Origin of the sequence: Mesorhizobium sp. BR1-1-2 (assembly GCF_020165435.1) — a bacterium.
Taxonomy (GTDB): Bacteria; Pseudomonadota; Alphaproteobacteria; order Rhizobiales; family Rhizobiaceae; genus Mesorhizobium.
Genome location: NZ_JAIUID010000007.1, coordinates 114,300 through 139,659, shown reverse-complemented (window position 1 = coordinate 139,659; position 25,360 = coordinate 114,300). Strand labels below are relative to the sequence as shown.

Sequence of the window (25,360 nt, the reverse complement as noted above, 5' to 3'; positions counted from 1 at the left end):
GCGCATCATTTGATGACACCGATCTTGCCGCGTTCCAGTGAAAGAAACACCGCAAGGATGAGGATTAGGCCGGTGATGATCTTCTGCGTCTCGGACGAGATGCCAAGAATGATCAGGCCATTGCCCAGCATAGCGATGATGAGGGCGCCGATGACCGTGTTCTGGATAGCGCCGACGCCGCCGGTCAGCGGCGTTCCGCCAAGCACGACGGCCGAAATCACACTGAGTTCGAAGGATGTTCCGGCTGTCGGCGTCGCCGCTCCCAGTCTTGCGGCCATGACGATGCCACCTAGACCTGCCAGCAGCCCCGAGACAATGAAAACAGAGACTTTGACGGTGTTGACCGGCAGGCCCGAGATATCGGAAACGCGTTCGTCGCCACCTATCGCGGTACAGTAGCGCCCGAAGGTGGTGTAGTTGTAAAGGATAAAGCAGATGACGAAGATTGCCGCGGCCACATAGACGATGTTGGGGAACACGCCTAGCGACATGATGACGTCCCCCACCGGAATGGGGTTCGAGCGCGAATAAACGATCGTCAGTCCCTGCACTGCCAGCAGTGTGCCCAGCGACACCATGAAGGACGGCACTTTCATATAGGTGAAGACAAGACCGTTGAAGAGGCCAATCACGGCCCCCACCGCGAGTGCCGCCGCGATGCCCCACAGGCCCCAGGACACTGAAACGGCGGCACCGATCAGTCCAGCCAGACTAAGCGTCGAGCCGACCGAAAGATCGATGCTGCCAGCGGTGATGACGAAATGCATGCCGAAGGCGACGACGGCCAGCACAGTCGCCTGCTGCAGAATGGTGCTGAAGTTGCGAAATGTGTCGAAGCGCTCGAAAGCGGTGACCGAAAAGAAAGCGAAGATCAGGATGAACGCGACATAAGGCACCAACGCCCGCATGCTTGGCATGGAAAAGCCGGGCGATCCATCGCCGGTGGCGGAACGAATCGGCTCCTGGGGATTTGCACTCATTCTCGTCTCGCTTCCACTCGGGTCTTTTCGACCGGCTCAGATCATGTAGCGGATCAGATCGCTTTCCTGCGGGTTGTCCTGCCTCTTGAACGTCCTGGAGACCTTGCCGTCGCGGATCAGGACAATGTCGTCGCTCATCTGCAGCAGTTCCTGCAACTCGTCGCTGACCAGCACGATGCCACTGCCCTTGGCGGTGAGGTCGTTCATCAGCCGGTAGATCTCGGCGCGCGCCCCGATGTCGATGCCGCGCGTCGGGTTGTCGAGCAGGAAGATATCCCCCGCGGTCGCAAGCAGTTTCGCCAGCACCACCTTTTGCCGATTGCCGCCGCTCAGGTTGCGGCAGCTTTCCTCGACCGTGCGGCATTTGATATTCAGGCGCTGCTTCAGCGCTTTCGACACGCCGGTTTCAGCCCGCCTGCTGGCGATTCCCAATTTGGACAGCCGGCTTAGTATGGAGAGAACGGCGTTCTCACGGACCTTCTGCTGCATGATCAGCCCCTCTCGGTCGCGGTTCTTGGGACTGTAGAGCATGCCGCGGCGTATCGAGCGGCGCGGCGAACGACCCTGGTAGGCAGCGCCCTTGACGAGGACGGTGCCGGCCGATGCCCTGTCGATCCCGTAAAGGGCGCGCAGGATGCGCTCCTGTCCCGCACCCGCAAGACCGCCGATCCCTATGATTCTGCCGCGGTCGAGGCGCAGCGAGAAGTCGCTGACGCCGCCATCGACCGTGAGGCCACACACATCCAGCAGCATTTCATGCCGCCCGTCGGCGGCAGCCGGCATGCCTCCACGCAGATTGAGATTCACCTCGCGCCCGACCATCAAGTTGGAAAGCTCGTCCGGCACGGTTTTCTGCGTGTCCCTGACCGCCACAAACCGCCCGTCCTTAAGCACGAGCAGCTTGTCAGTGACCTCGAATATTTCTTCTGTACGGTGAGTGACGACGATGACGGCGGTGTCGGGTTTCAGACGCCGTATGAGGTCGAGAAGCAGGCGCGTGTTGCGGCTCGACATGGCGGCGGTGGTTTCATCAAAGATGATGCAACGGGGCTTGGTCGAAACCGCGCGCGCCGTCTCGACCAGTTTCTGGTCTTCGAGCGCCAGATCACGTGCCGCCGCCTTGGGATCGACATGCGGGCAGATGTCGGCGAGCATCCGGCGGGCCTCGCGGTTCATCAACCCGTTGCGGTGCAAGCCGAACCGCGTGAATTCCGCCTCGCGTCCAAGGAGCAGGTTTTCTGCGACTGTCAGGGACGGGACGAGAGCGGGTTCCTGGAAAACGAGTTGAACACCGGCCGCTCGCGCTTCCAGGACGGACGAAGGTGCATAGGCTTGCCCGCAAAGTGTTATCGTGCCTGCATCAGCTGCGATCACGCCTGATAGAATTGCTGCCAGCGTCGATTTGCCGGCGCCGTTTTCACCGGCGAACGCCCAGACCTGCCCGCTTTCGATGATGCACCCTTCGCCCTCATCCCATTGCAAGGCGCGAACCGCACCGAAGGATTTTCGTATCGCCGAGATCCGGAAGACTTCCATGATGTCCGAGACAGCTCCACGCCAAGCGTGTGGTTGGATATTCTGCGCGGCTGGCATCGGGGAGGTCTCGACGCCAGCCGCGCGTTGCGGTCAAATGATCGTACCGCGCCGGTTCCAGGCCGACGCGGCGGGAGGCTTTCATTTCACCGCGATGACAAAGTCGGTCGTCTTGGCACTCGGATTGTGAACCTGCGACAGGGATTTCCAGTCGTACGTCGGGGTCGCATCGATGAACTGCTTGGCGTAGGCATCGACATTGTCCTTTGTCACGCCGGGGATCGAAAGTTGGTTCACCGGCGGATTGTTGGTCTTGCCGTTGAGCGCATCGTAGCACATCACCGCTGCCTCGCCGCTTTCAGCCCATTGGCCGCCGGTCGAATAGAGCGCTTCGCCCGCCTTGATGGCTTCGACAGCCTCGGGGATCAGGTCCATGGAGGCGACCTTGATCTCGTCGATCACCTTGGCGTCCTTGAACGCCTTGATAGCACCCAGCGCCGTATCGTCATTGTAGGTCCACAGGCCCTGGAAACCGGGGCCGGGCATGGCGGAAAGGAAGTTCTGCGCGTCGGTGTAGCCATCCTGGCGCAACTCGCCGTTGCGCAGTTCCTGCAGCAGCTTCATGTCCTTGTGCTCGTCGAGGAACTGGTGCAGGCCCGCGCTTCTTTCGTCGGCGACCGCGCCGCCCGGAGCGCCGCCGATGGCAACCACTTCACGCACGCCCCCGTCATAGAGCGACTTCGCGATATTGTATCCGGCGAGCTTATTGTCGACGCCGACGAAGCCGGCATAGCTCTTGCCGTCGTAGTCTTGTGGGCCAAACCCAGGATAGCGCTCCGCGAACACGACCGGTATCTGGGCCGCCTCCGCCTTGTTCAGCAGCGCCTTGGCGATGGCCGATGTGTTGGGCGTGATGATGAGGCAGCCGACGCCCTGGGCGACCAGACCCTCGATGTCGGCAAGCTGCTTGGCGTCGCTCTGATTGGCGTCGACGACGACGGTTTCCGCGCCGAGCGCCTTGGCCGCGTCGGTACCGAAGTCGGCGAACGAGCGCCAGAACGGGTTCTGCAGCGCCGGCACGCTCATGCCGATGATGGCTTTCTTGTCTTGCGTCGACGCTGGCAATGCGGACAGAACGATGGCGGTGCAACTGAGAGCGGTTGTGACGAGCCTGCGCATTGTTTTCCCCTTAGAGTTTGGGTTGGCCCCAAGCCAACCGTGGAAAACGGATGTTGATCGCAGCGGAGAAGAGCGTCAATTATATTAAAATTTGCAATAATCGCAAAATGCAGCGCCGCTGTGGGTGCGGCGAGGATCGGCAGCAGCCTGGAAAGAGCCTGATTTAGCCAGCAACAAGCTGTTCATGCGTCTTTTGAATAGACATCGATCCTGCTGCGCAGCAGCTCGACCAGCATGTCTCGCACGGGATCGCGAGTGCTCCCGGTCCAGGCAACGGCCAACGGCAGCTTCTTCAATCCGTCTGCCCCTGGCGAGTCGAGCGCGACGTAGGTCACGCCCTCGACCTGCATCCGGGAAGCCCAGCGCGGTACGATGGCGATACCCATTCCGGCCGCCACGAGGTTCACGATGGTCTGCTTCTCGTCGGCCAGATGCACGACCTTGGCAGAGAGGCCGTTTTCGCTGAAAAGCCTCATCGTCAGGTCGTGACTGTGCGGTCGCGACCGCCGCTCCGGCACGATCAGGGTCTGGTCGACCAGGTCGAGCACCGACACGCTTGTCCGATGCGCCAGCTCATGGCTGGAGGGTACCGCCACGACGGCCGTTTCATAGAGCAGGAAGAGCAGTTCCAGACGACGGCTCGGTGCGCCGGACGGCCGGATCAAGGCGAGGTCGAGCCGCCCTGAAAGCACGCGCGGCAACAGGCGGTTTGTCTTGTCCTCCATGACTTGCACGGTGACATCAGAGGCAATCTCCTTGAAGTCGTGCAGGAGGCGCGGCACCAGTCCGACCGCCGCGCTGTCGATCACGCCCAGCCGCAGTACTGCCGCACGGTCTCGGCCTTTCTCGCGGATGCTGCTCTCCAGATCGCCCGCATGGGCAAGCAGCGCCCTTGCCTGTTCCAGCAGGAAGGATCCATGCTCGGTCAGCACTGCATTGCGCGTGGTGCGCATCATCAGCCGCACGCCGAGATCCTCCTCCAACATGCGGATGTGCCGGCTGAGAGACGACGGCAGCATGTCCAGGCGCTGCGCCGCCCGGCCGAAATGCAGCTCGTCGGCTGCCATGACAAAGCATCTCAATTGGTGCAAGTCCAATCGCCAACTCCTGTACGAGGCCCGGATTAAATCACATTTTTATATAATCGGAAGCGCATTGAACCAGACACAACTCGGCCTCTAAACCCAAGGCCGGCGGAACCGGACGGCCCAAGGGACTGTCCGCCCGGCTTGGGTAGGCCGCCTCAAATCTGGCGCGTCCCCGCGCCGGGTATGGTAGGGAGACTGACAGTGCGCGAATATTCGATCGCCGCGATTCCTGCTGACGGAATCGGGCCTGAGGTCATTGACGCCGGCATCGCCGTACTCAGCATGCTGGCCGAACAGCGCGGTGACCTGAGGCTGAATTTCAACGTCTTCGACTGGGGTTCGGATTACTACAAGCGCAATGGCGCGATGATGCCGGCCGACGGGCTGGAACAGCTCAAGAAGTTCGACGCGATCTACTTCGGCGCGGTCGGCGCGGTCGACATTCCCGATCATGTGACCTTGTGGGGGTTGCGCCTGCAGATTTGCCAGGGGTTCGACCAGTACGCCAACGTCCGACCGACCAAAATCCTGCCCGGCATCGCGTCTCCTCTGCGCGGCATCGAGGTTGGAAACCTGGATTGGGTGATCGTGCGAGAGAATTCGGAGGGTGAATATTCCGGTGCCGGCGGGCGCGTCCATCAGGGACTGCCAGAAGAAGTCGGCATGGAAGTATCCGTTTTCACACGCGTCGGCGTCGAGCGCATCATGCGTTACGCCTTTGGGTTGGCGCAGTCGCGGCCGCGCAAGTTCCTGACGGTCGTCACAAAATCGAATGCGCAGCGTCACGGCATGGTGTTGTGGGATGAGATCGCTGAAAAGGTGTCGCGCGAGTTCTCGGACGTGACCTGGGACAAGATGCTGGTCGACGCCATGACGGTGCGCATGGTGCTGAAGCCGCAGAGCCTCGACACGATCGTGGCCACCAATCTCCACGCGGACGTGCTGTCTGATCTCGCAGGCGCGCTGGCCGGCAGCATCGGCGTGGCGCCGACGGCCAATATTGACCCGGAGCGGCGTTTTCCCTCTATGTTCGAGCCCATCCACGGCTCGGCATTCGACATTGCCGGAAAGGGCATCGCCAACCCAATCGCCGCCTTCTGGACGGCGGTCCAGATGCTCGGCCATCTGGGCGAGCAGGCGGCGGCGGATCAACTCATGCACGCCATCGAGCGTGTCTGTGAAGCCGGCATCATGACGCCGGATGTCGGCGGCAAGGCGACGACGCGCGAAGTCGCCGAAGCGGTCTGCAACGCCATAGGCAGGCGAAACGTCCTGACGAACTGAAAACCGCCGTTTCGGTACGGCCGGCGTCTCGCTCAAGGCTGGTGCAATTGTCGGAACAGCTTGAACAGTTCGGTTTTCTTCTCAAAGCCGACACCGGGAATATCCGGCAGCCCGACATAGCCATCTTCGACGGCGATGTTGTCGGCGAAGCCGCCAAAGGGCCGGAAAACGTCGGGATAGGATTCGTTGCCGCCCAGCTGCAGCCCTGCGGCAATGTTGAGCGACATCTGGTGGCCGCCATGCGGCACCACGCGCCGTGACGACCAGCCAAGCGCCTTCATCACCTCCAGCGTGCGCAGGTATTCCACCAGGCCATAGGAAAGGGCACAGTCGAACTGAAGATAGTCGCGGTCGGACCGCATGCCGCCATAGCGCAGGAGGTTGCGCGCATCCTGGTGCGAGAACAGGTTCTCGCCCGTCGCCATCGGCCCACCGTAGTGGTTCGCCAGTTCCGCCTGCAACGCATAGTCCAGCGGATCGCCGGCCTCCTCGTACCAGAACAGGCCGTATGGCTGCATCGCCTTGGCATAGGCGACGGCGGTCTTCAGGTCGAAGCGTCCGTTGGCATCGACAGCCAGATACTGGCCCTCACCAACCACCTCCAGCACGGCCTCGATGCGGCGCAGATCCTCATCCAGAGGCACCGCGCCAATCTTCATTTTCACGACCTTGTAGCCGCGGTCGAGATAGCTGCGCATCTCCGCCTGCAGCTTCGAGTGATCCTTGCCGGGATAATAGTAGCCGCCCGCCGCGTAGACCCAAACCTTCTCGTCCGCCACGCCCGCCCGGTAACGGTCCGCCAGCAGGCGCCACAGCGGGACGCCGGCGATCTTGGCGACGGCGTCCCAGATGGCCATGTCGATGGTGCCCACCGCCACGGACCGTTCGCCGTGGCCTCCGGGCTTCTCATTGGTCATCAGCGTCTTCCAGATGGCGAACGGGTCAAGGTTGTCGTTCTCATGGTCGATCAGCGTTTCGGGATCGGCCTCAAGGACGCGCGCGAGGAACCGGTCGCGCATCAGCGCGCCCTGTCCGTACCGGCCGTTCGAGTTGAAGCCGTAGCCGACCACCGGCTTGCCGTCACGCACGACGTCGGTGATCACGGCGACGGCCGAGCAAGTCATCTTCGAAAAGTCGATATAGGCGTTGGCGATGGGGGAGGCGATCGAGACCGTCTTTTCCCTGATGTCGACGATGCGCATGCCTGGTCCTATCCTTCGAGTGCCTCTGCCACCGCCTTGCCGCAGGTGACGGTATTGGCCTTGCCTCCCAGATCGCCGGTGCGGGTGGCTTCGTTCTCCAGCGTGGCCTCGATAGCTTCCACGATCGCGCAACCAGCCTCTTCGTAACCAAGATGGTCGAGCATCATGGCGGCCGTCCAGATCTGTCCGATCGGATTGGCGATGCCCTTTCCGGCGATGTCCGGAGCCGAACCGTGTACCGGCTCGAACAAGGACGGAAAACGGCCTTCCGGATTGATGTTGGCCGACGGGGCGATGCCGATCGTGCCGGTGCAGGCGGGTCCGAGATCCGAGAGAATATCGCCGAACAGGTTCGAGGCCGCCACGACGTCGAAACGGTTCGGATTGAGCACGAAATGGGCTGCCAGAATGTCGATATGGTACTTGTCCCAAGAAACGTCAGGGTATTGGGCGGCCATCGCTTCGACGCGCTCGTCCCAGTACGGCATGGTGATCGAGATGCCGTTGGACTTGGTGGCCGACGTGAGGTGCTTGCGCGGACGCTTTTGCGCCAGATCGAATGCATAACGTAGGATCCGGTCGACGCCGACGCGCGACATCACGGTTTCCTGGATGACGATCTCGCGCTCCGTGCCCGGATACATCCTGCCGCCGATAGATGAATATTCGCCCTCGGTGTTCTCGCGCACGACGTAGAAATCAATGTCGCCGGGCTTGCGGTTGGCGAGCGGCGACGGCACGCCCGGCATCAGCCGGACAGGGCGCAGGTTGACGTACTGGTCGAACTCGCGGCGAAACTGCAGCAGCGATCCCCAAAGCGAGATATGATCGGGAACCATGGCCGGCCAGCCCACAGCGCCGAAGAAGATGGCATCATGGCTTCCGATCCTGGACTTCCAGTCCTCCGGCATCATGCGGCCGTGCCTGGCATGGTAGTCGCATGACGCAAAGTCGAAATGGTCGAACAGCAGGTCGATGCCGAAGCGCCTTGCCGCCACTTCCAGTACGCGAAGTCCCTCGGGGACGACCTCCTTGCCGATCCCGTCGCCGGGAATGACCGCGATCCTGTGCTTCTTTGCTGACATGATGGTTCCTCGGCTGCAGGAGTAGGATGGCTGCGATGGATGGCCGCCTTAAAGAAATCAGGCGATGGAAGAGCGTGCATCAGCCGCCGAAATATTCGATCTCCTGGCGCAGGCGTTCGCCCTTGATGCCCATACCGAGCAGAACGGCCACGAGCACTCGTGCTTTCTGGCCGCTCAAGTCGCCGGCAAAGATCACGCCCCCATCGGAGAGTGTCTTGCCGCCGCCATTGCCATAGATCGGCTTGACCCGGCCGCGCTGGCAACGGCTGGTCATGACAACGGGAGTGCCGTTGGCGACAATCGACGTCGCGGCGGCAGTGACGGCGGGCGTCGCGTTACCCCGCCCGAAACCCTCGAGAATGATGGCCTTGGCACCATCCTGGGCGGCGAAGCGGATGTAGCGGTCGCCCATCCCCATGACCAGCTTGATGAGATCGACATCAGCGACAATATCTTTTGCGTCGTAGGTGCGGCGCAGAACCGGCTTGCGGTGCAATATGATGCGGTCGCCGTCCACTTCTCCGAGCTTGCCGTGCTCGTAGGAGATGAAGGTATCGGTGCGCGAACTGTGCGACTTGCTCACGTCACGTGCAGCATGGAATTCCTGCTCGAAGCAGATCATCGCGCCCAGGCCCCGCGCGGTTTCGGACGCGGCCAGCCGGATCGCATCCGTGAGGTTGCGTGGGCCGTCGGGGTTCGCCTCATCGGCCGCGTGCTGTGCGCCGGTGAAGACTATCGGCTTGTCCGTCGTGACCAGGAGATCAGCCAGAAAGGCGCTTTCCTCCATCGTATCGGTCCCGTGGGTCACCACCACTCCATCGAAGTCACCTTGAAGGTGGTGTGAAATCCGCTGGGCCAGTGCAAAGCCGAGTGGGAGGTCGATGGCATAGCTGCCGACATTGCAGAACTCGTCGATGGCGATGTCAATGCCATCGAGCGGATCGTGCAGCATGGCGCGCAACTCCGATCCTGTGACGCTGGCGGTGACATGTCCGCTCTTGGGTTCCAGCTTGGATGCGATCGTCCCTCCTGTTGTCATCAGACAGATTTTTCGCATTTCGGTCCCTCGTCGCGTACCCGAAGTTGAATAATTTGGTCAGACCGAGAAATCAAGAAGCTATTTTTTGTGCACGAAATGCACGAATTTTTCGCATTTTTTTGTGATTGACGGTCAGGCCAAATTGTCCATTAATGTTCATTGCGCTCTTTGGTCTGTCCAAAAGCGGAAAGAGAACGAAGCGTTCTCGCGCAACCAATGGGGAACGAGATATGGGTGATGATTTTACCAGAATTCGATTGGCGCCCACGCGCCGTCAGTTCCTGAAGACGACTGCCGCAATGGGTGGCGCCGTGCTTGCCGCATCGACCGGCCGTTTCGGTGAAGCCTTCGCGCAGGACGCAAACACTACGCTGGTGATCGCGGCGCCCGCGACGCCCCAGGGCCTCGACATCGAGTTCGACGTGAGCCTGGGCTCCATCGATTCCCTCGGTGCGCTCTACGAGTACATGCTTGGCTATGAAAAGATGGATGATCCCAATGCGCCCGGCGTGCTGCGGGAGGATACCGGCGTCCATACCGATAAGCCGAACAACCTCGCGCTGCGCGGACGGCTGGCCGAAAGCTGGGAAGTGGCTCCCGATGGCCGCAAGGCGACCTTCAAGCTACGGGAGGGTGTCGTCTCCAACTGGGGTAACAAGTTCACGTCCAAGGACGTGAAATGGACTTGGGACCGCAAGTTCAATCTCAAAGGGCAAGGCCTGTTCCAGACTGCGGTGCTCGGTCTCAAGACGCCTGACCAGATCAAGGTGGAAGGCGATCATGCGGTCTCTTTCAATCTTGAGCAGCCCAATCCGTTGCTTCTCAAGCAGCAGTGTAACCTCGCCAACCCGATCTACGACGCCACCAAATGCGCCGAAGCCGGTGGCTCCGACGACCCGTGGGCGGTCAATTTCCTCAAGAACGATAGTGCAGGCTTTGGTCCCTATCGCCTTGCTCAGCTCGTGCGCGGTCAACAAGCCGTATTCGAGGCGCGCGAAGACTACTGGGATGAAAAGCCCTTCATGAAGCGTGTCATCATGCGCGAAGTGCCGCAGTCAGCCAGTCGTTTCTCGCTGCTGCAGGGCGGGGCGGTCGATATCGCACAGTTCCTGCAGCCGCGCGAGTTGGAGGCGCTGAAGAAGCAGCAGAACGTGGCCGTGGATGCCGTCAATTCGTCCTACATGATCTGGCTGGAGCTCAACTCCAAGATCGCTCCATTCGATAATGTCGATGTGCGCCGCGCCATCAACCTCGCTATCCCCCGCGACGAGATCATCCGCACGATCTACTACGGCTATGCCGACGAGCAGAAAGCGCCGATGCCCTATATCTACCCGATGGCAGACGAAAGCTTCTTCACCTATGCCTATGATCTTGCCAAGGCCAAGGAGCTTCTTGACAAGGCTGGCGCCAAGAACCTGGCGACAACCTTGTCCTACAACGCCGGCGACCCGACGCAGGAGCCGATCGCATTGCTGATCCAGACCGCGCTGAAGCAGATCGGCGTGGAGCTGACGCTGGAGAAGCTGCCGGCTGGCGTGTTTTACGAGAACGTCACCAAGCGCGCCAAGCCGATGATCTTCTATCTGGACTCTCCGTGGACGCCGGATCCGGGCTACTCGACCTACCTCTACTTCAACTCCGAAAGCTATGTGAACTATTCCAACTACGACAACAAGAACGTCGATCAGATGATCAAGGACGGTCTTGCTACGCTCGATGACAATGTACGCAAGCAAAAATATTCGCAGGTCCAGAAGACGTTGATGGACGAAGCGCCCTGGGGCTTCATTGCCTACCCGAAATACACGCTGGCACGTAAGGCGAACCTCAAGGGTTATACCTACTACACGTCCAATAACCTTCGGTTCCAGGATTTCAGCCGCGGCTGATGAGGTCTTGTCCCCGGAGGCGGCCGCCTCCGGGGACAAGTTAGAGTATCGGAAAGATCTTAGATGTCATCGAAGCTTAGCCTTCTCCTGAGGCTGGCGGTCATCCGGCCGAGATTTGCGATCGGCTATCTGATCGTCATCGCGATCACTCTGTTGGCGATCTTCGCGCCGGCCATCGCACCCTATTCGCCGACCGAGGCGGATTCGGCCAGCTTCCTGCAGCCGCCGGATACCGCCCATCTCTTTGGCACCGATAATGTCGGCATGGATATTTTCAGTCGTTCCATATACGCGCCGCGCATTGACCTGACGATCGCCATACTGGGCACGCTCCTGTCGGCGCTAATCGGCGGCTCGATTGGTGCTGTTGTTGGCTTCTACAGCAGCGGGCGCGGCATTCGCGTATGGCTGTCCTTCGCTGTCATGCGCGCGGCCGACGTATTGCAGGCATTTCCCATTTTCGTTTTCGCTATCGCCCTGGTTGCCAGCCTCGGTCAAAGCATCCAGACGGTGGTTCTGGCCATCGCCTTCGTCAATGCGCCGATCTATTTGCGTCTCATGCGCTCGCAGGTGCTGAGCATCCGTTCCATGCGCTATGTCGAGGCTTCGCAGGTAAACGGCCTGTCGGACATGCAGACCATTCGGCGCCACATCATCCCCAATGCGATGGCACCGGTGCTGGCGCAGCTGTCGGTCAATGTCGGCTGGGGCATCCTGCTGACCTCGGCGCTGTCCTTCGTTGGTGCCGGCGTGCGTGCGCCGACACCTGAATGGGGCAGCATGATCGCCATGGGCTTTCAGAACGTGGTGACCGGCCAGTGGTGGCCGTCCATGTTCCCCGGCGCGATGCTCGCGATCACCGTATTCGGCTTCTCGCTGGTCGGCGCGTCCATCGAGGTCCTGGCCGATCCGTCCAAGCGCCGGCAGCTGCTGAGCGATGCACGCGAGCATCGCCGTCGCGCCGACCTGCCGGCGGAGGGCGCCTGATGCGCATCCTGGCTTATCTCGCCAAGCGCCTGATTTTCGTGATCCCGCAATTGCTGGGCATCGTGCTCGTGAGCTTCCTGCTGGTGAAGAGCATTCCGGGTGACCCCGCTGTGCTGATGCTTGGCCCCACAGCTACGCCTTCGGCCATCGCCTCACTGCGCCAGCAGCTCGGGCTCGACCAGCCTCTCTACATGCAGTTCCTGATCTATGTGCGCAATCTCCTGCATGGCGACCTGGGAACCTCCTGGCAGACGACGCGGCCGGTGCTTGAGGATCTGCTTCAGCGCTTCCCGGCGACCCTCGAACTCGTCACGCTTTCGCTCCTCCTGGCCATCATCGTTGGGGTAACGCTGGGCGTCTATGCAGCGCGTAAGCCAAATGGCTGGATCGCGCGCCTGTCCGATCTCTATGGCTTGAGTGCCGGTGCGCTACCAGACTTCTGGTTCGCCCTCGTGCTGATCTTCATCTTCTATACCGTGCTCGGCTGGGCGCCTGCGCCGCTCGGCCGTATCGACATGATCGTCATACCGCCGGCGCCGGTCACCGGAGCCCTCACCATCGACGCGCTTCTCGCCGGCGACCTGCAGGCCTTCTGGTCTGCCTGCGCGCATCTTGTGCTGCCTGTGCTGACGCTCGGGCTCCTGAATGCCGGTCCCATACTGAAGATGACGCAGGCCACGATGGAGAAGATGCTGGAATCTGATTTCAGCCGCTTTGAAGTTTTGTGTGGGGTGCCGCAGAACCTTGTCGTGCGCCATGCGCTGCGCAATGCATTGCCATCAATCGTCACCATCATCAGCGTGCTCTACGGCTTCCTGATCGGCGGCGCGGTGCTCGTCGAGATCGTGTTCTCGTGGGGAGGGGCGGGGCAATACGCGGTGCAAGGTGTGCTGAATTCGGACATCTATCCGGTTCTGGGCTTTGTACTCTTCTCCGCCATCTTCTCCCTCATCGTCTACATCGCGGTCGACCTCATCTATTTCCTGCTCGACCCGCGGATCAGCAATTAACGTGAGAATGTCATTGGGCGCAGCAGAAATCATAAGCAAAACGCGCAACGCCTACGGCGGCAACAAGCCGCCGTTGATCGACATCAGGAACTTGCGCGTGACGTTCCCGTCGGGAAGCGCCGAACCTAAGACGGTGCTCAAGTGCATTGACCTTGCAGTACAGCCGGGCGAGATCGTTGGCCTGGTCGGCGAGAGTGGCGCGGGCAAGACGACGCTCGCCCGCTCCATCCTCGGGCTGCCGCCATCGCCGGGCCGCATCGCCGGCGGCGAAGTCCACTTCGAGGGCCGCCAGATTCTCAGCCTGTCCGAATCCGAACTCCGCCGTCTTCGCGGCCGCCGTCTCTCGGTCGTGGTGCCTAATCCCCGCGCCGAGCTCAATCCGCTGCTCAAGGTCGGTGATCAGATCGCCGCGATGGCGAAGATCCATCTCGGCGTCGGCGGCAAGGAGGCGCGGCGCATGGCGCTGAAGATCCTGTACGACGTGCAGATACCGGACCCGGAACGGCGCATGGATGCCTACCCTCACGAACTGTCCGGCGGCATGGCGCAACGCGTCGTCATCGCCATGGCGCTGATCTGCAGCCCGGCCTTTATCATCTCGGATGACGCCACCAGCGGACTTGACGTCACAGTGCAGGCGCAAATCCTGGCCCTGCTGACCAAGCTTGCCGCGGAGCATGGCAGCGCCATGCTGTTCATCACCCGCGACGTCGGCATCACCGCGCATTTCTGCAATCGCATCGCTGTGCTGTTCTCGGGCGAAATCGTCGAAATCGCGCCGCGCGAGGCGCTCTTCCTCGCGCCGGCGCATCCCTACACGCTGATGCTGCTTGCAGCCTTCTCCCATAGCCCCAGGCTGCGCGACAGCTGGAGCGTGCCGGACACTGGCCGGCGGCTCGAACCGACCACCGGCTGCCAGTATGCCGACCGTTGTCCCCTCTCTCAGCCGGTTTGCCGCGCACAGCGGCCACCTTTCGCCGAGATCAGCCCAGGACATTTCGTCCGCTGCCATTTCCCCGTGAGGCACGCATGAACGCCGTCCTGACGATCGACAACCTCTACAAGCGCTTCCCCATTGCCGGCTCCAAGCAGGTGGTGCAGGCGATCAACGGCGTTAGCCTGACCATCGAGCCGGGTGAGACACTGGGGCTCGTGGGCGAGAGCGGCTCAGGCAAGACCACGGTCGGCCGCTGCATCGTCGGCCTGATCGAGCCGACCGCCGGAAACATCCACTTCCGCGGCACCGACCTAGCCCAGCGCCACCAACACAAGAGCATGCTGGCTGGTAAGATTCAGCTCGTATTCCAGGAGCCGAACGAGTCGCTCGACCCGCGCATGAAGATCGGCGACACGATCAGCGAGCCGCTCCTGCCGCTCAAGCTCGACCGCGAAACGAGGCGCCGCCGCACCGCCGACGCCTTGCGTCTGGTACGGCTGGATACCGATTTGCTCGACGCCTATCCTTCCGAGCTGCCTTCCGGGCAACAGCAGCGCGTCGGCATCGCGCGCGCCATGGTCACGGAGCCCGAACTCGTCGTCCTCGACGAACCGACCTCGGCGCTCGACCCGACTGCCCGCGCCGAGATCATCGATTTGCTGCGGCGTATCCAGAGTGAACGTAACACCGCCTATCTGTTCATCTCCCACGACCTTTCCACAGTGCGCTTCATCAGCCACCGCGTCGCGGTGATGTATCTCGGCATGATCGTTGAGCAGGGCAGCGCCGAAACGGTCTTCAACCGCCCGCAACATCCCTATTCCAGTGGCTTGCTGTCGTCGGTCATGCTGCCGCATCCGCATCTTAAGATCGAAAGCAGCGTCAGCCTCAAGGGCGAGATCCCGAGCCCGATCAATCTGCCCCAGGGCTGCTTCCTGGCATCGCGCTGCCCGTTCGTCATCGATCGCTGCCGCCGTGAGATGCCGCCGGCCGAGGCGGTCGGCGAGCGGCACACGGTCCATTGCTTCCGCCACAAGGACGTCGCCGCTTCGGTGCCGGCTTCCGACACCTTCAACGTGTTCATGAAGGAGGCCGAGCGCATCCTCGGCCGGCCGGCGCCCGGTGATCTCGCGTCTTCGCTTCAATAGTCAAGTCAACCACGAAATGGAAAACCAAGCATGTCAGGACGTCTCGCGGGGAAGAAAGCACTGGTCACAGGAGGCGCACGCGGCATCGGTGGCGCGATTGCCACGGCGTTCGCGCGCGAGGGCGCCGACGTGGCCGTTCTCGACCTGAAACTCGAGGCCGCCGAGGCGCGCACCTCCGCCCTTGCTGATTTCGGTGTGAAGACCTTTGCCGTCGCGGCCGATGTCAGCGACGAGGCGCAGGTCGAAGCAGCCGTCAAGAAGGTGGAGGCGGCGCTCGGCCAGATCGACATCCTGGTCAACAACGCCGGCATCGACACGACGTCCGTTGTCGCCGAAATGAGCACCGGCATGTGGGACCAGATGATGGCCGTGAACCTGCGCAGCGTCTTTCTTTGCACGCGCGCTGTGCTGAAGCCGATGATTTCCCGCAAGTTCGGCCGCATCATCAATATCGCCTCGCAACTCGGTCACAAGGGCGCGCCGGAAATGGCGCACTATGCGGCCGCCAAGGCCGGCGTCATCGGCTTCACCCGCTCGCTCGCCTACGAGGTGGCACGCGACGGCATAACTGTGAATGCCATCTGTCCCGGCCCCATCGAGACGGAGTTGTTCAGGGCGCTGCCGGAGGAATGGAAGAAGCGCAAGCTCGGCGAATTGCCGATCGGCCGCGCCGGCCATGTCGACGAAATCGCTCCCACCGCCGTGTTGCTGGCGTCGGAGGAGGGCGCTTACTACATCGGCGCAACCATGAATCCGAACGGCGGCGATGTCATGCTCTGATCAACCGCGGGCTGAATGGTTCCATCCAAATGTATCTTGTTCTAGCTATGTGGCGACAATTCTTGCTCACGCTGGGGCCTAGCCATGATGAAACTCAATCTCAATGATGACGGAAAGACGGCGGCTTCACAGCCGCCCGACCTGCGGCGCGAGCGCCGGGAACCCAGCGGCGGTGTGGCCCAGGCAACGGTGGCCGCCCTGCAGTCGATGATCCGGGACGGCAGGTTGCAACCAGGCGATACATTGCCGCCGCAGCGCGACCTGGCACGCGACCTCAATGTGAGCCGCGCCACCCTGCGCGAGGCTCTGTCGATCCTCGCCACCATCGGGGAGATTGTTGCGCGCGAGGGAGGGCGCGGCTTCGTTTGTGCCGACCCTTCCGGCGCACCGGCAACTCCGTCCTGGCGCTTCGCGGCGCGCTATTCGCTGAGCGAGGTCTTTCAGTTCCGCTACATCGTCGAATCCTACGCGGCCGAGCTCGCGGCGCTGACCCATACCGATCAGGAGATCGCCGACCTGAAGGGATGCACGACCGCCTTTCGCAACGCGGCGCGCGAGAAGGACCTTAATGCCTACGCGCAAGCGGACTTCGATTTCCACAACCTCATCATGCGCATCTCGCGCAACAAACTCCTGGTGGACATGCACCAGACATTCGCGAGCGTGCTGTTGGAAAGCCAGCGCCTGCCCACCGAGCGGCGGGGCAATCTGCTGTTCGCAGTGCAGGAGCATGACCGCATCCTGGAGGCGGTTGCCATGGGCGATCCCGATGGCGCCAACTACTACATGCGCAAACATATCAGCATGGCGGGAAGCCGGGCCGGTCTTCCACCCTCGCAACTACCATAGACGCCCTTCGGCCGGGGACATGAACAACGAAAGGAAGAGAGATGCCGAAAGAAATGTTTGTATCCTACGGAGTGGACGTTGACGCTGTCGCCGGCTGGTTGGGTTCTTACGGCGGTGAGGACAGCCCTTGCGACATCTCTCGCGGCGCCTTCGCAGGCAAGGTCGGCAGCCTTCGGCTGCTTCGCATGTTCGAAAAATGGGGGATCAAGACCACATGGTTCATCCCCGGTCATTCCATCGAGAGCTTTTGGGACGAAATGAAGGAAGTGGCCGACGCTGGCCACGAGATCGGCATGCATGGCTACAGCCACGAGAACCCGATCGCCATGTCGCCCGAGCAGGAAGAGGCCATCTTCAACAAGTGCGTCGACCTGATCACCAAGCTTTGCGGCAAGGCGCCTCGCGGCTATGTCGCTCCCTGGTGGGAGTTCGGCTCGAAAACAAATGAGCTGTTGAAGCAGAAGGGGCTGCTCTACGACCACTCCCTGATGCACAACGACCATCACCCCTACTATGTGACGGTCGGCGACCAGTGGACGAAGATCGACTATTCCAAGCATCCATCCAACTGGATGAAGCCGTATTCGCAAGGCGAAGAGACCGATCTCATCGAGATACCGGCATCCTGGTATCTCGACGACCTGCCGCCGATGATGTTCATCAAGGCCTCGCCCAACAGCCACGGCTTCGTCAACCCGCGCGATATCGAGCAGATGTGGCGCGACCAGTTCGACTGGGTCTACGAGAACTACGACTATGCCGTGTTCCCGCTGACGATCCATCCCGACGTGTCGGGCAAGCCGCATGTGCTGAAGATGCACGAACGGCTCCATGACTACATGAAGGGCTTCGAGGGCGTGAAGTTCGTCAAGATGGAAGAGATCGCGGCCGATTTCGGCAAGCGCTTCCCGCGCAGCGGCAAGGCACGTCCGAAATCCTGAAGCGGCTTCGGCGCACTATGCCGGGACCGCCGCACGGTCTCGGCCTGGTTCGCTTGAGTGGTCAGACCGGATAGATCGGATTGATTATACTTTCTGTGTCATCTCGCCGATGGCAGCGCCCATCAATTCTGCTGGAAACAGCAGAATTTATGGCGGATTTGGTGCCTTCGCACCACTTTTCGACCATTCATTTCCGGTCAGACCAAGTGTGCTGAAAATTTAAGCTTTCTTGCAGGCTTTCTTAATTGTCATGGCGGGTAAGGCGTGCTAGCTCCAATCTTGGTCTGACCAAATAGGGAAGACTGGGGAAGAGGTGGAATGAAGGATAGAACGCACAACGTCCTTGATTTCCGATCCGTGTCCAAGCGCTACGGTGCCACGATTGCGCTTGAGGACATTTCGTTTGAAATGCGCTCCGGCGAAGTGTGCGGTCTGCTCGGCGAAAATGGCGCCGGCAAATCGACACTCGTAAAGATACTGAGTGGCGTCGTCACACCTGATACCGGCTCCATCGAATTGCGCGGCGCTCCTTTCAAGCCGCAGGGCATTGTGGACGCCCGCTCGGCCGGCATAGCAACCGCCTTCCAGGAACTCAGCCTGATCCCGACATTGTCGGTGGCAGCGAACCTGTTCCTGCCGCGCCCGGCACTCAACCGCCTTGGTCTGGTCTCGGCGCGCAACATCGAGCGCGAGGCGGGTGAGATTCTTCAAGCCCATGACGTGACGGATATCGCGCCCCGGCGGCTGGTCGAGGATCTGCCGCTCGGCATGCGCCAGAAGGTCGAGATCGTGCGTGCGCTGCGGCACCGCCCGGCGGTGCTGGTGCTCGACGAAGCGACCGCCGCGCTCTCCGACCGTGAATGGCTTTTCAAACTGGTCGATGCCGCTGTTCGTGGCGGCACGTCAGTGCTCTACATAAGCCACAAGCTCGACGAGATCCGCCGCCTGTGCCAGCGCTGCGTTATCCTGCGTAACGGCCGCAAGGTGCTGGAAAGCGATGTCGAATCCATGAGCGACGAAGCGATATTCAGCAGTATGGCCGGTCGCTCCGTGGTTGAAGCCGCGGAGAAGGCGCCGTCGGCGGTTCGCGTCGGGGCCACGCCGGCGTTGGAGGTCGGTCACCTGGTCGGCCCTGGCGTCAATGATATCAGCTTCTCGCTGGCTCCCGGCGAGATTCTTGGTGTGGCGGGTCTGGAGGGTCACGGGCAGTCCAGTCTCTTCAAGTCGCTGGTGGGCCTGTCGACGCTGCGGCAGGGCACGATCTCGGTCGGAGGCAAGGCGACATCGGTCGGCTCGCCTCGCGCGGCGCGCAGGCTCGGCATGGTGCTGGTGCCGGAGGAACGAAAGTCCGAAGGACTGTTCCACGATCTCACCACGCAGGCGAATATCTCGTTGCCGATGATAGACAAGGTGAGCCCATTCAGGCTTGTAAACAGATCTTCCGAGTTGCGGCTGGTCGAGCAGGTAACCCCGGCAGTGAACCTTTCGAAGCGGCTCCTGCCCCTCAACATCGGCGCGCTTTCGGGCGGCAACCAGCAGAAGGCGGTGCTGGCGCGGGCGCTGATAACGGGCGCGCGGTGCCTGCTGTTGTTCGATCCCACGCGCGGTGTCGATGTCGGCGCCAAGCGCAACATATACGCCATGATGCGCGCGTTCGTGCGCGATGGCGGCTCGATCCTGTTCTATTCGACTGAACTGGACGAACTCGTTCAGCTCTGTGATCGCTGCCTCGTTCTCTACCGCAATTCGATTGCCGGCGAGCTCGGTCACGACCATCTCTCACAGGACCGTATGCTGTCGCTGGCATCCGGTTATCGCGACGGGTCGCGGCAGCCTGCCGCGCCAGGGGCGTAACGATGGCATCCGATACGCTTCGCGACCGCTTGGCAATTCTGGGCAACGGAGCGGTCGCCGCCATCGGCCTGCTTGCCGTCATGTTCGCCGTCTATGCCGCGCACGAGCCTTCGGCACTCTCGCTATTCGGCATCGGCAACCTCCTCAACAACGCCATCGTACTCGCCCTCGCCGCCACGGGACTGACGCTCGTCGTGTTATGCGGCGAGCTGGACCTTTCGGGTCCCGGCGTGATCGCCATCGCGAATGTGGTGGTGGCGACGGTGAGTGGCGGCGATGCGGGCGCCCTTGGCAGCTTCGGCCTGGTTCTGTTGGTGGGCCTCATGGTCGGTGGTCTCAACGGCATACTGGTCGCCTATTTTGGACTGCAGTCGCTCGCCGTCACGCTCGGTTCGCTGATCGCATGCCAGGGCATCGCGCTCCTCATCCTTCCGGCTCCTGGCGGCGAGGTGGTGGAATCCATCGCCTATGGCATCACCGGCGACATTCTGCGCATTCCCGTGCCGGCGATCCTGTTGGTGCTGGTGCTCGTCTTTTGGTTTCTGCTCAAGCATTCGCGCATGGGCATCGCAATGTACGCGGTCGGCACGGATCAGGCGGCCGCGCGGCTCTCCGGGCTCAACATCCGCGCCACCAGGCTATTGGCTTTCGTGGCCGCCGGCCTGTTCTATGCCATAGCCGGCTTCGTTTTCAGCGCCGAGATCGGTTCGGGCGATCCACGCATCAGCGATTCCTTCTTGCTGTTCATGTTCGCGGCGGTCGCGATCGGCGGCACGTCCCTGTTCGGCGGGCGCGGCGGGGTGGTCGGCACGCTGGCCGGTGCAGGTATTTTGACGGTGCTGCAAAAAATGCTGTTCGCGCTCGGCGTGGCTGACTTTTACACCAACATCTTCAACGGACTTATCATGATCTTGGCAATCCTTTTCGGCCAAGCCTCCGCCTATTTGGCGCGCCGTTCCGCGAGAAGGGAAGCCTGATGACCGACAAGGACATTACGACCCCGGCACAGACGTCCGAGCACGGAGCGCAGAGCGCGCGCCGCGCACTTGTCTCATCGGACCTTGTGCCGGCGATCGCCGTGTTCGCCGCCACGGCGCTGCTGGTCATCGGCACGAAGATCGTCAGTCCCAATTTCGGTTCGTTCGACCAGCTCACCGCCATACTGGTTACCGCCATCTTCCTGGTGGTCGCTTCGTTCGGGCAGGGGCTGGTGATCCTTCTGGGCGGCATCGACTTGTCACTGGGCGTGGTCATCGGTGTCGGCGGCATGATGATCGCGGAACTTACGCGCGGCAGCAACGACGCGCTGCTGTACGCCATTCCGCTTACCCTCTTGTGCTGTCTTGGCATCGGTCTCATCAACGGCATCGGTGTGGCGATTGCCAAAATCCCCCCCTTCATCGTGACGCTGGCGTCCGGCATCACATTCTTCGGGGTGGCGCTGGGTTTCACCGCGGGCAATTCGCAACAATCGGTCGCTCCGGCGGTCCAACAGTTCATGAGCTCCCGCTGGCTCGGTGTACCCTATCCCGTCTATTTCATAATCGTCTTTGCGGTGTTCGCCTGGCTCTTCCAGAACAAGAGCGCGGAAGGCCGCAAGCTCTACGCCATTGGCAGCAGCCCTGGCGCGGCCAACGTGCTGGGCCTGCCGATCGCCGCGCTCACCGTCGCAGTTTATGCCATCAGCGGCCTTTGTGCCGGAATGACCGGCATCCTCTTGGCCGGCTATTCCTCGAGCGCGACGCTTGACATGGGCGATGCGCTGCTGATGCCCTCCATCGCCGCCGTCGTCATCGGCGGCGCACGGGTCACCGGTGGCTCCGGCATCTATCTCGGAACTCTTGCCGGCGCGCTCTTCCTCAGCACGTTGTCCACCGTCATCACCACGCTCAGCCTCTCGCAGGGATTCCGCGATCTCGTGCAGGGCGGGATCATCATCATCGCTTTGCTGCTCCAGCGTGGGCGGCTCAATCTGCGAAGCCGTTAGTCGGCGGTCGCTTCAAATGGGAGAAAGAACATGAAGAACGCTTCGCGTAGACTGACTTACGGCTGGGCAGCCGTGGCCGCGACGTTGCTTGGTCTGGGGACATCCAGCGCGAATGCCCAGGATACCTACAAGGTGTTCCTGAATATGAGCTACAGCGGCAACACCTGGCAGGCGAGCGCCGCCAATGGCATCAAGGCACTGGCTTCGACCCCGCCTTACGACAAGCAGGTAGAGTTCAAGACCATTATCTCCGGCACCGACGTGCAGAAGCAGATATCCGACCTCCAGAGCATGATCGCGGCAGGCGCCAACGCCATTCTTCTGTATCCGCTCTCGCCGACTGCGCTCAACCGCACCATCAAGCAGGCCTGCGATCAAGGCGTCGTGGTGTTCACCTACGACAGTACGGTTACGGAGTCCTGCGCGCACAACGTCTCCAACATCACCGCCCGCTACGGCGCCAACACGGCACAGTGGATGGTGAATCAGATGGGCGGCAAGGGAGAGCTGATCTTCAACCACGGCGTCGCCGGCACGACCGTGACCAAGACCTATGACGAACAGGCCTATGGCGTGTTCAAGAAATATCCCGACATCAAGATCGTCGGCGATTTCTATGGCAACTGGAACGACGCGACCTCGCAGGAGGAGGTTGCCAAGATCCTGGCCGCGCACCCCAACGTCGACGGCATCTGGACGGTCGACGGCACCTTTGGCTCTTTGCAGGCTGTCATCAACAGTCGTCCCGACAAGCTGGTCGTGATTGCCGGCCAGTCCAACAACGGCTATCGCCTGGCGATGGCGGATCCGGCCATGCAGGCCAAGGGCCTGAAAGGCGTCTCCTCGAGCGCGGGTCCGGCGGTTGGCGGCTACGCCTTCAAGCTCATGATGGAAGTCGTGACCGGCAAGAAGAAGCTAACCGCCAACAACATCGAATATCCGCTGCCATGGGTTGAGCCGCAGGACGTGAAGCTCTGCCAGGGCGAGACCTTCGTTGACGGCTGCAACACTTTCCCTGCCGACAAGGTGCCACCGCTCTTCATCGACACCTCCCTGAACGGCGATCTGCTGCCCGAACTCAGCTTGAAGTCGGTGCAAGATGGTACGCCCACGCCGGGCGCAACCATCAAGGATCTGCCTGACGTGACCTACGCCGACAATTTACCCGGCATCAACTGCGGCAAATGTGAGCCAACCAAGGACTGGCTGGAGCCAAACAACGTTAAGCCGATTCCTGCCCCTTGAGTTCCTCGACAGAAGAACGCGGCATTTCCGGGGCCGCGTTCTTCTTCTGGTCGAAGCCTGCGTTAGACCAGGCAGGGGGACTTGGCATTGCCAGGCAGGGCAACCACCTACAGAGGAACTATAATGCCTGTCGGGGTCAAACGGTCTCCGAAGACGGTCATCCAAGGAGCAGATCATGTGCTCGCTATGCGGCGTTCTAGGCAGCAACGAACATTGGACCGATGCCGTGGCCCGGCCCGGCGTTTACACGCGCAACGTCGAAAACGTTGACCGGCGCCGTGAGCGCGCCAATCGCGTCAGGATTGCTAACCTCATCCTAGCCTACTTCGGCATGCGGCTGGCGGACTGGCAAGGCACGTCCTTTGTCATTTCAACGCGAACGGGCAAGACCGAGATCATCAACGATCTCGGACACCTATGGCAGGCTGCGGAGCGTCTTTCGGGCAGGACTTGCGATCCGTTGGAGGCCGATGTCATCGCAAGCTTCGAAGCCGGTCGCGATGGCTGAACTACCGCCGTTCACGCCAGTCCACCTGCTGACAGGTTTTCTCGGCTCGGGCAAAACCACGCTTCTGAAGCGGCTGCTGGATGACCCCGATCTGTCGGACGCGGCCGTGCTCATCAATGAGTTCGGCCAAGTCGGGCTCGACCACCACCTGGTGGAGCGAATTGACGAAACGATGGTGCTGCTTCAGTCCGGCTGCGTGTGCTGCACAGTGCGCGGTGAACTGGCCGACGCGATCTGCGATCTATATTCGAAGCGGGAGCGCGGCCAGATATCCCCGTTCCGGCAGGTGGTGGTCGAGAGTACGGGGCTGGCTGACCCATTTCCGGTCCTTTCGACGCTGAAATCCCATCCGATGCTGAAGCACCATTTCACCGCAGGAAACGTGGTGACCACCGTCGACGTGATGAACGGGATTGGCAACCTCGACCGATACATCGAATCCAATCGCCAGGTGGCCATTGCCGACAGGCTGGTCATGACCAAGACCGATCTCGCCGACGGCGCCGAAATCGGGCGACTTGCCGACCGGCTGAGGCGTATCAATCCGGATGCCGCGATGCTGGATGTTCGGTGCGGGTTTCGTGCGCAAGATTTGTTCGAGCAGGACACTGTGGCCCGTGCAAGCCAATTGCAGTCGCAGTCGGGTTTCTTCTGTGAGGAGGCCGCCGTATTGGCGACCGCCGACGGACAAGCGCATCAGGCGGCGATCGTATCCTGCGTCCTGATCTGGGACGAGCAAGTCGACTGGACTGCGTTCGGCCTATGGCTCACCATGCTGCTCAACAGACATGGAGAGCGCGTCCTTCGAGTAAAGGGCATCCTGAACATCGCAGGTGAAGACCGTCCGGTCGCGATCCACGGTGTGCAGCATCTCGTTCATCCTCCTGTACATATGAAGGCGTGGCCGAGCGAAGACCGCAGATCGCAGCTGGTCATCATTGCCGACGGACTCGATTTGGAACGGGTGCAGCGCTCATTCGCTGCATTCGCCTTGGCCAGCAAGCCCAAAGTCATGGCGATTGCCGGCGCGTAGTCGAAGTCAATGTCCTCCGCTTCCCGTGCCAAGTTCTTCGGCAAGGGAATTCTCGCCGGCCAGGGACTCCCCTTGGAACAAGGCCGTGGCACGCAGCTGTCACAGGCGATGCGGCCCATCGATCTATGGTGCGCCGACTACAAGGGCGAGTTTCTATGGCGAGGGGCGCAAGTATCGGGATTTCGTCTATATCTATTTTGGCGTTGGTGTCGGGGGCAGTATCATGAATGCCGGGGCGGACGGCCGCTATGCCGTCTTCAGCGAGGCGATGGCACGGACCAGCCTGGATGAATTCGGCGACAGCAACACCGTAGGCGCCAAGCTCGGCGTCAGCATGAAATGGTAGTCAACGGATAGCGGGAGATCGAGCGCGGCTTGCCTGAAACGCAAAAAGCCCCGCCGGCCGGAGCCAGCAGGGCGATCATATTGCTGAAGCCAGAAAAGGTCTAACATTGCAGCGAAGTTCTCTGCAATGTTAGGCCGCCTAGCTACTGGAGGGGAGCTTGCTCCAGATCTTCAGCGTCATCGGTGGCACCGCGGCATGCGCGAGTATATTGGTTTTGGCCTTGGCGTTGATCCCTGGCCACAGCGGCGGCAGCACCATGATTTTGATCGCGGTAATTGGGCGGCGTTAGCGGCAGTTGCGTTCCTCGTGCCTAAGGTTTTTGAACCGATCTCCCGGTAACGAACCTTCACTCGTTGGGAGATTGCAGCTGCAAAAGACGGTGAAGCCGCCGGCGCCGAACATCAAGGCATAGCCTGAAACGCCTCGAATGTTCTCAGCTTCGTTAGGGTTTAC

23 protein-coding genes are annotated in these 25,360 nt (G+C 61.3%); 16 read left to right on the top strand and 7 right to left on the bottom strand.

Annotated features, from left to right (window positions below):
* Positions 1-5: 5 nt before the first annotated feature.
* The 4 genes from LB551_RS18275 to LB551_RS18260 form a co-directional block, all read right to left on the bottom strand.
* A complete protein-coding gene (locus LB551_RS18275; protein ID WP_140551926.1) occupies positions 6-980 on the bottom strand; it encodes an ABC transporter permease in 975 nt (324 codons plus the stop codon).
* Between the two features lie 36 nt (positions 981-1,016).
* Positions 1,017-2,516 (bottom strand): sugar ABC transporter ATP-binding protein, encoded by a 1,500-nt coding sequence (locus LB551_RS18270; RefSeq protein ID WP_181172536.1) that lies wholly within the window; start codon positions 2,514-2,516, stop codon positions 1,017-1,019.
* Positions 2,517-2,654: 138 nt separating this feature from the next.
* Positions 2,655-3,692 (bottom strand): sugar ABC transporter substrate-binding protein, encoded by a 1,038-nt coding sequence (locus LB551_RS18265; RefSeq protein WP_224626954.1) that lies wholly within the window; start codon positions 3,690-3,692, stop codon positions 2,655-2,657.
* Between the two features lie 182 nt (positions 3,693-3,874).
* Entirely contained in the window at positions 3,875-4,789 is a 915-nt protein-coding gene (locus LB551_RS18260; RefSeq protein WP_140551929.1) for a LysR family transcriptional regulator, read from the bottom strand.
* Positions 4,790-4,981: 192 nt separating this feature from the next.
* Between LB551_RS18260 and LB551_RS18255 the strand changes: the two genes are divergently transcribed.
* Positions 4,982-6,064: a tartrate dehydrogenase gene (locus LB551_RS18255; protein WP_140551930.1), complete on the top strand. Its 1,083-nt coding sequence runs from the start codon at positions 4,982-4,984 to the stop codon at positions 6,062-6,064.
* 32 nt (positions 6,065-6,096) lie between these two features.
* On the opposite strand, the gene LB551_RS18250 is transcribed toward LB551_RS18255, so the two are convergent.
* The 3 genes from LB551_RS18250 to LB551_RS18240 form a co-directional block, all read right to left on the bottom strand.
* On the bottom strand, positions 6,097-7,266 hold the full coding sequence (locus LB551_RS18250; RefSeq protein WP_140551931.1) for a mandelate racemase/muconate lactonizing enzyme family protein: 1,170 nt from the start codon (positions 7,264-7,266) through the stop codon (positions 6,097-6,099).
* Positions 7,267-7,274: 8 nt separating this feature from the next.
* Positions 7,275-8,351, bottom strand: a complete 1,077-nt coding sequence (locus LB551_RS18245; RefSeq protein WP_140551932.1) for a tartrate dehydrogenase — start codon at positions 8,349-8,351, stop codon at positions 7,275-7,277.
* A gap of 79 nt (positions 8,352-8,430) precedes the next feature.
* Positions 8,431-9,408: an asparaginase gene (locus LB551_RS18240; RefSeq protein WP_140551933.1), complete on the bottom strand. Its 978-nt coding sequence runs from the start codon at positions 9,406-9,408 to the stop codon at positions 8,431-8,433.
* Positions 9,409-9,620: 212 nt separating this feature from the next.
* On the opposite strand from LB551_RS18240, the gene LB551_RS18235 reads away from it, so the two are divergent.
* The 15 genes from LB551_RS18235 (at position 9,621) to LB551_RS18165 (ending at position 24,907) form a co-directional block, all read left to right on the top strand.
* Positions 9,621-11,282 carry an ABC transporter substrate-binding protein gene (locus LB551_RS18235; RefSeq protein WP_181172537.1) on the top strand — a complete coding sequence of 554 codons (1,662 nt, stop codon included), beginning with the start codon at positions 9,621-9,623 and terminating at the stop codon, positions 11,280-11,282.
* Positions 11,283-11,345: 63 nt separating this feature from the next.
* Positions 11,346-12,269 carry an ABC transporter permease gene (locus tag LB551_RS18230; protein ID WP_140551935.1) on the top strand — a complete coding sequence of 308 codons (924 nt, stop codon included), beginning with the start codon at positions 11,346-11,348 and terminating at the stop codon, positions 12,267-12,269.
* The gene (locus LB551_RS18225) at positions 12,269-13,279 is read left to right on the top strand and encodes an ABC transporter permease (RefSeq protein ID WP_210243375.1); all 1,011 of its coding nucleotides are present in this window, start codon (positions 12,269-12,271) and stop codon (positions 13,277-13,279) included. Before LB551_RS18230 ends, LB551_RS18225 begins: the two co-directional genes overlap by 1 nt.
* A gap of 13 nt (positions 13,280-13,292) precedes the next feature.
* Positions 13,293-14,312: an ABC transporter ATP-binding protein gene (locus tag LB551_RS18220; protein ID WP_181172538.1), complete on the top strand. Its 1,020-nt coding sequence runs from the start codon at positions 13,293-13,295 to the stop codon at positions 14,310-14,312.
* Positions 14,309-15,364 (top strand): ABC transporter ATP-binding protein, encoded by a 1,056-nt coding sequence (locus LB551_RS18215; protein ID WP_140551937.1) that lies wholly within the window; start codon positions 14,309-14,311, stop codon positions 15,362-15,364. Before LB551_RS18220 ends, LB551_RS18215 begins: the two co-directional genes overlap by 4 nt.
* Positions 15,365-15,394: 30 nt before the next feature.
* Entirely contained in the window at positions 15,395-16,144 is a 750-nt protein-coding gene (locus LB551_RS18210) for an SDR family NAD(P)-dependent oxidoreductase (protein WP_140551938.1), read from the top strand.
* 84 nt (positions 16,145-16,228) lie between these two features.
* On the top strand, positions 16,229-16,993 hold the full coding sequence (locus LB551_RS18205) for a FadR/GntR family transcriptional regulator (protein ID WP_224626960.1): 765 nt from the start codon (positions 16,229-16,231) through the stop codon (positions 16,991-16,993).
* Between the two features lie 41 nt (positions 16,994-17,034).
* Positions 17,035-17,934: a polysaccharide deacetylase family protein gene (locus LB551_RS18200; RefSeq protein ID WP_140551939.1), complete on the top strand. Its 900-nt coding sequence runs from the start codon at positions 17,035-17,037 to the stop codon at positions 17,932-17,934.
* Between the two features lie 318 nt (positions 17,935-18,252).
* Positions 18,253-19,788 (top strand): sugar ABC transporter ATP-binding protein, encoded by a 1,536-nt coding sequence (locus tag LB551_RS18195; protein ID WP_140551940.1) that lies wholly within the window; start codon positions 18,253-18,255, stop codon positions 19,786-19,788.
* A 2-nt stretch (positions 19,789-19,790) separates the two neighbouring features.
* Complete coding sequence (locus tag LB551_RS18190; protein WP_140551941.1) at positions 19,791-20,765, top strand: ABC transporter permease; 975 nt, start codon at positions 19,791-19,793, stop codon at positions 20,763-20,765.
* On the top strand, positions 20,765-21,775 hold the full coding sequence (locus LB551_RS18185) for an ABC transporter permease (protein WP_140551942.1): 1,011 nt from the start codon (positions 20,765-20,767) through the stop codon (positions 21,773-21,775). The genes LB551_RS18190 and LB551_RS18185 overlap by 1 nt, the downstream gene beginning before the upstream one ends.
* Before the next feature lie 30 nt (positions 21,776-21,805).
* Positions 21,806-23,020, top strand: a complete 1,215-nt coding sequence (locus tag LB551_RS18180) for a sugar ABC transporter substrate-binding protein (RefSeq protein ID WP_224660037.1) — start codon at positions 21,806-21,808, stop codon at positions 23,018-23,020.
* A gap of 175 nt (positions 23,021-23,195) precedes the next feature.
* Positions 23,196-23,528, top strand: coding sequence for a hypothetical protein (locus LB551_RS18175; RefSeq protein WP_140551944.1), 333 nt, complete (start codon positions 23,196-23,198; stop codon positions 23,526-23,528).
* Positions 23,521-24,561 (top strand): CobW family GTP-binding protein, encoded by a 1,041-nt coding sequence (locus LB551_RS18170; RefSeq protein ID WP_140551945.1) that lies wholly within the window; start codon positions 23,521-23,523, stop codon positions 24,559-24,561. Before LB551_RS18175 ends, LB551_RS18170 begins: the two co-directional genes overlap by 8 nt.
* 85 nt (positions 24,562-24,646) lie before the next feature.
* Positions 24,647-24,907 (top strand): hypothetical protein, encoded by a 261-nt coding sequence (locus tag LB551_RS18165; protein WP_140551946.1) that lies wholly within the window; start codon positions 24,647-24,649, stop codon positions 24,905-24,907.
* Positions 24,908-25,360: the final 453 nt, after the last annotated feature.

Bases quoted from the DNA above. Each gene is read 5' to 3' on its own strand.
- LB551_RS18275 (WP_140551926.1), bottom strand. From the start codon at position 980: ATGAGTGCAAATCCCCAGGAGCCGATTCGTTCCGCCACCGGCGATGGA.
- LB551_RS18270 (WP_181172536.1), bottom strand. From the start codon at position 2,516: ATGGAAGTCTTCCGGATCTCGGCGATACGAAAATCCTTCGGTGCGGTT.
- LB551_RS18265 (WP_224626954.1), bottom strand. From the start codon at position 3,692: ATGCGCAGGCTCGTCACAACCGCTCTCAGTTGCACCGCCATCGTTCTG.
- LB551_RS18250 (WP_140551931.1), bottom strand. From the start codon at position 7,266: ATGCGCATCGTCGACATCAGGGAAAAGACGGTCTCGATCGCCTCCCCC.
- LB551_RS18245 (WP_140551932.1), bottom strand. From the start codon at position 8,351: ATGTCAGCAAAGAAGCACAGGATCGCGGTCATTCCCGGCGACGGGATC.
- LB551_RS18240 (WP_140551933.1), bottom strand. From the start codon at position 9,408: ATGCGAAAAATCTGTCTGATGACAACAGGAGGGACGATCGCATCCAAG.
- LB551_RS18235 (WP_181172537.1), top strand. From the start codon at position 9,621: ATGGGTGATGATTTTACCAGAATTCGATTGGCGCCCACGCGCCGTCAG.
- LB551_RS18230 (WP_140551935.1), top strand. From the start codon at position 11,346: ATGTCATCGAAGCTTAGCCTTCTCCTGAGGCTGGCGGTCATCCGGCCG.
- LB551_RS18225 (WP_210243375.1), top strand. From the start codon at position 12,269: ATGCGCATCCTGGCTTATCTCGCCAAGCGCCTGATTTTCGTGATCCCG.
- LB551_RS18215 (WP_140551937.1), top strand. From the start codon at position 14,309: ATGAACGCCGTCCTGACGATCGACAACCTCTACAAGCGCTTCCCCATT.
- LB551_RS18210 (WP_140551938.1), top strand. From the start codon at position 15,395: ATGTCAGGACGTCTCGCGGGGAAGAAAGCACTGGTCACAGGAGGCGCA.
- LB551_RS18205 (WP_224626960.1), top strand. From the start codon at position 16,229: ATGATGAAACTCAATCTCAATGATGACGGAAAGACGGCGGCTTCACAG.
- LB551_RS18200 (WP_140551939.1), top strand. From the start codon at position 17,035: ATGCCGAAAGAAATGTTTGTATCCTACGGAGTGGACGTTGACGCTGTC.
- LB551_RS18195 (WP_140551940.1), top strand. From the start codon at position 18,253: ATGAAGGATAGAACGCACAACGTCCTTGATTTCCGATCCGTGTCCAAG.
- LB551_RS18190 (WP_140551941.1), top strand. From the start codon at position 19,791: ATGGCATCCGATACGCTTCGCGACCGCTTGGCAATTCTGGGCAACGGA.
- LB551_RS18185 (WP_140551942.1), top strand. From the start codon at position 20,765: ATGACCGACAAGGACATTACGACCCCGGCACAGACGTCCGAGCACGGA.
- LB551_RS18180 (WP_224660037.1), top strand. From the start codon at position 21,806: ATGAAGAACGCTTCGCGTAGACTGACTTACGGCTGGGCAGCCGTGGCC.
- LB551_RS18175 (WP_140551944.1), top strand. From the start codon at position 23,196: ATGTGCTCGCTATGCGGCGTTCTAGGCAGCAACGAACATTGGACCGAT.
- LB551_RS18170 (WP_140551945.1), top strand. From the start codon at position 23,521: ATGGCTGAACTACCGCCGTTCACGCCAGTCCACCTGCTGACAGGTTTT.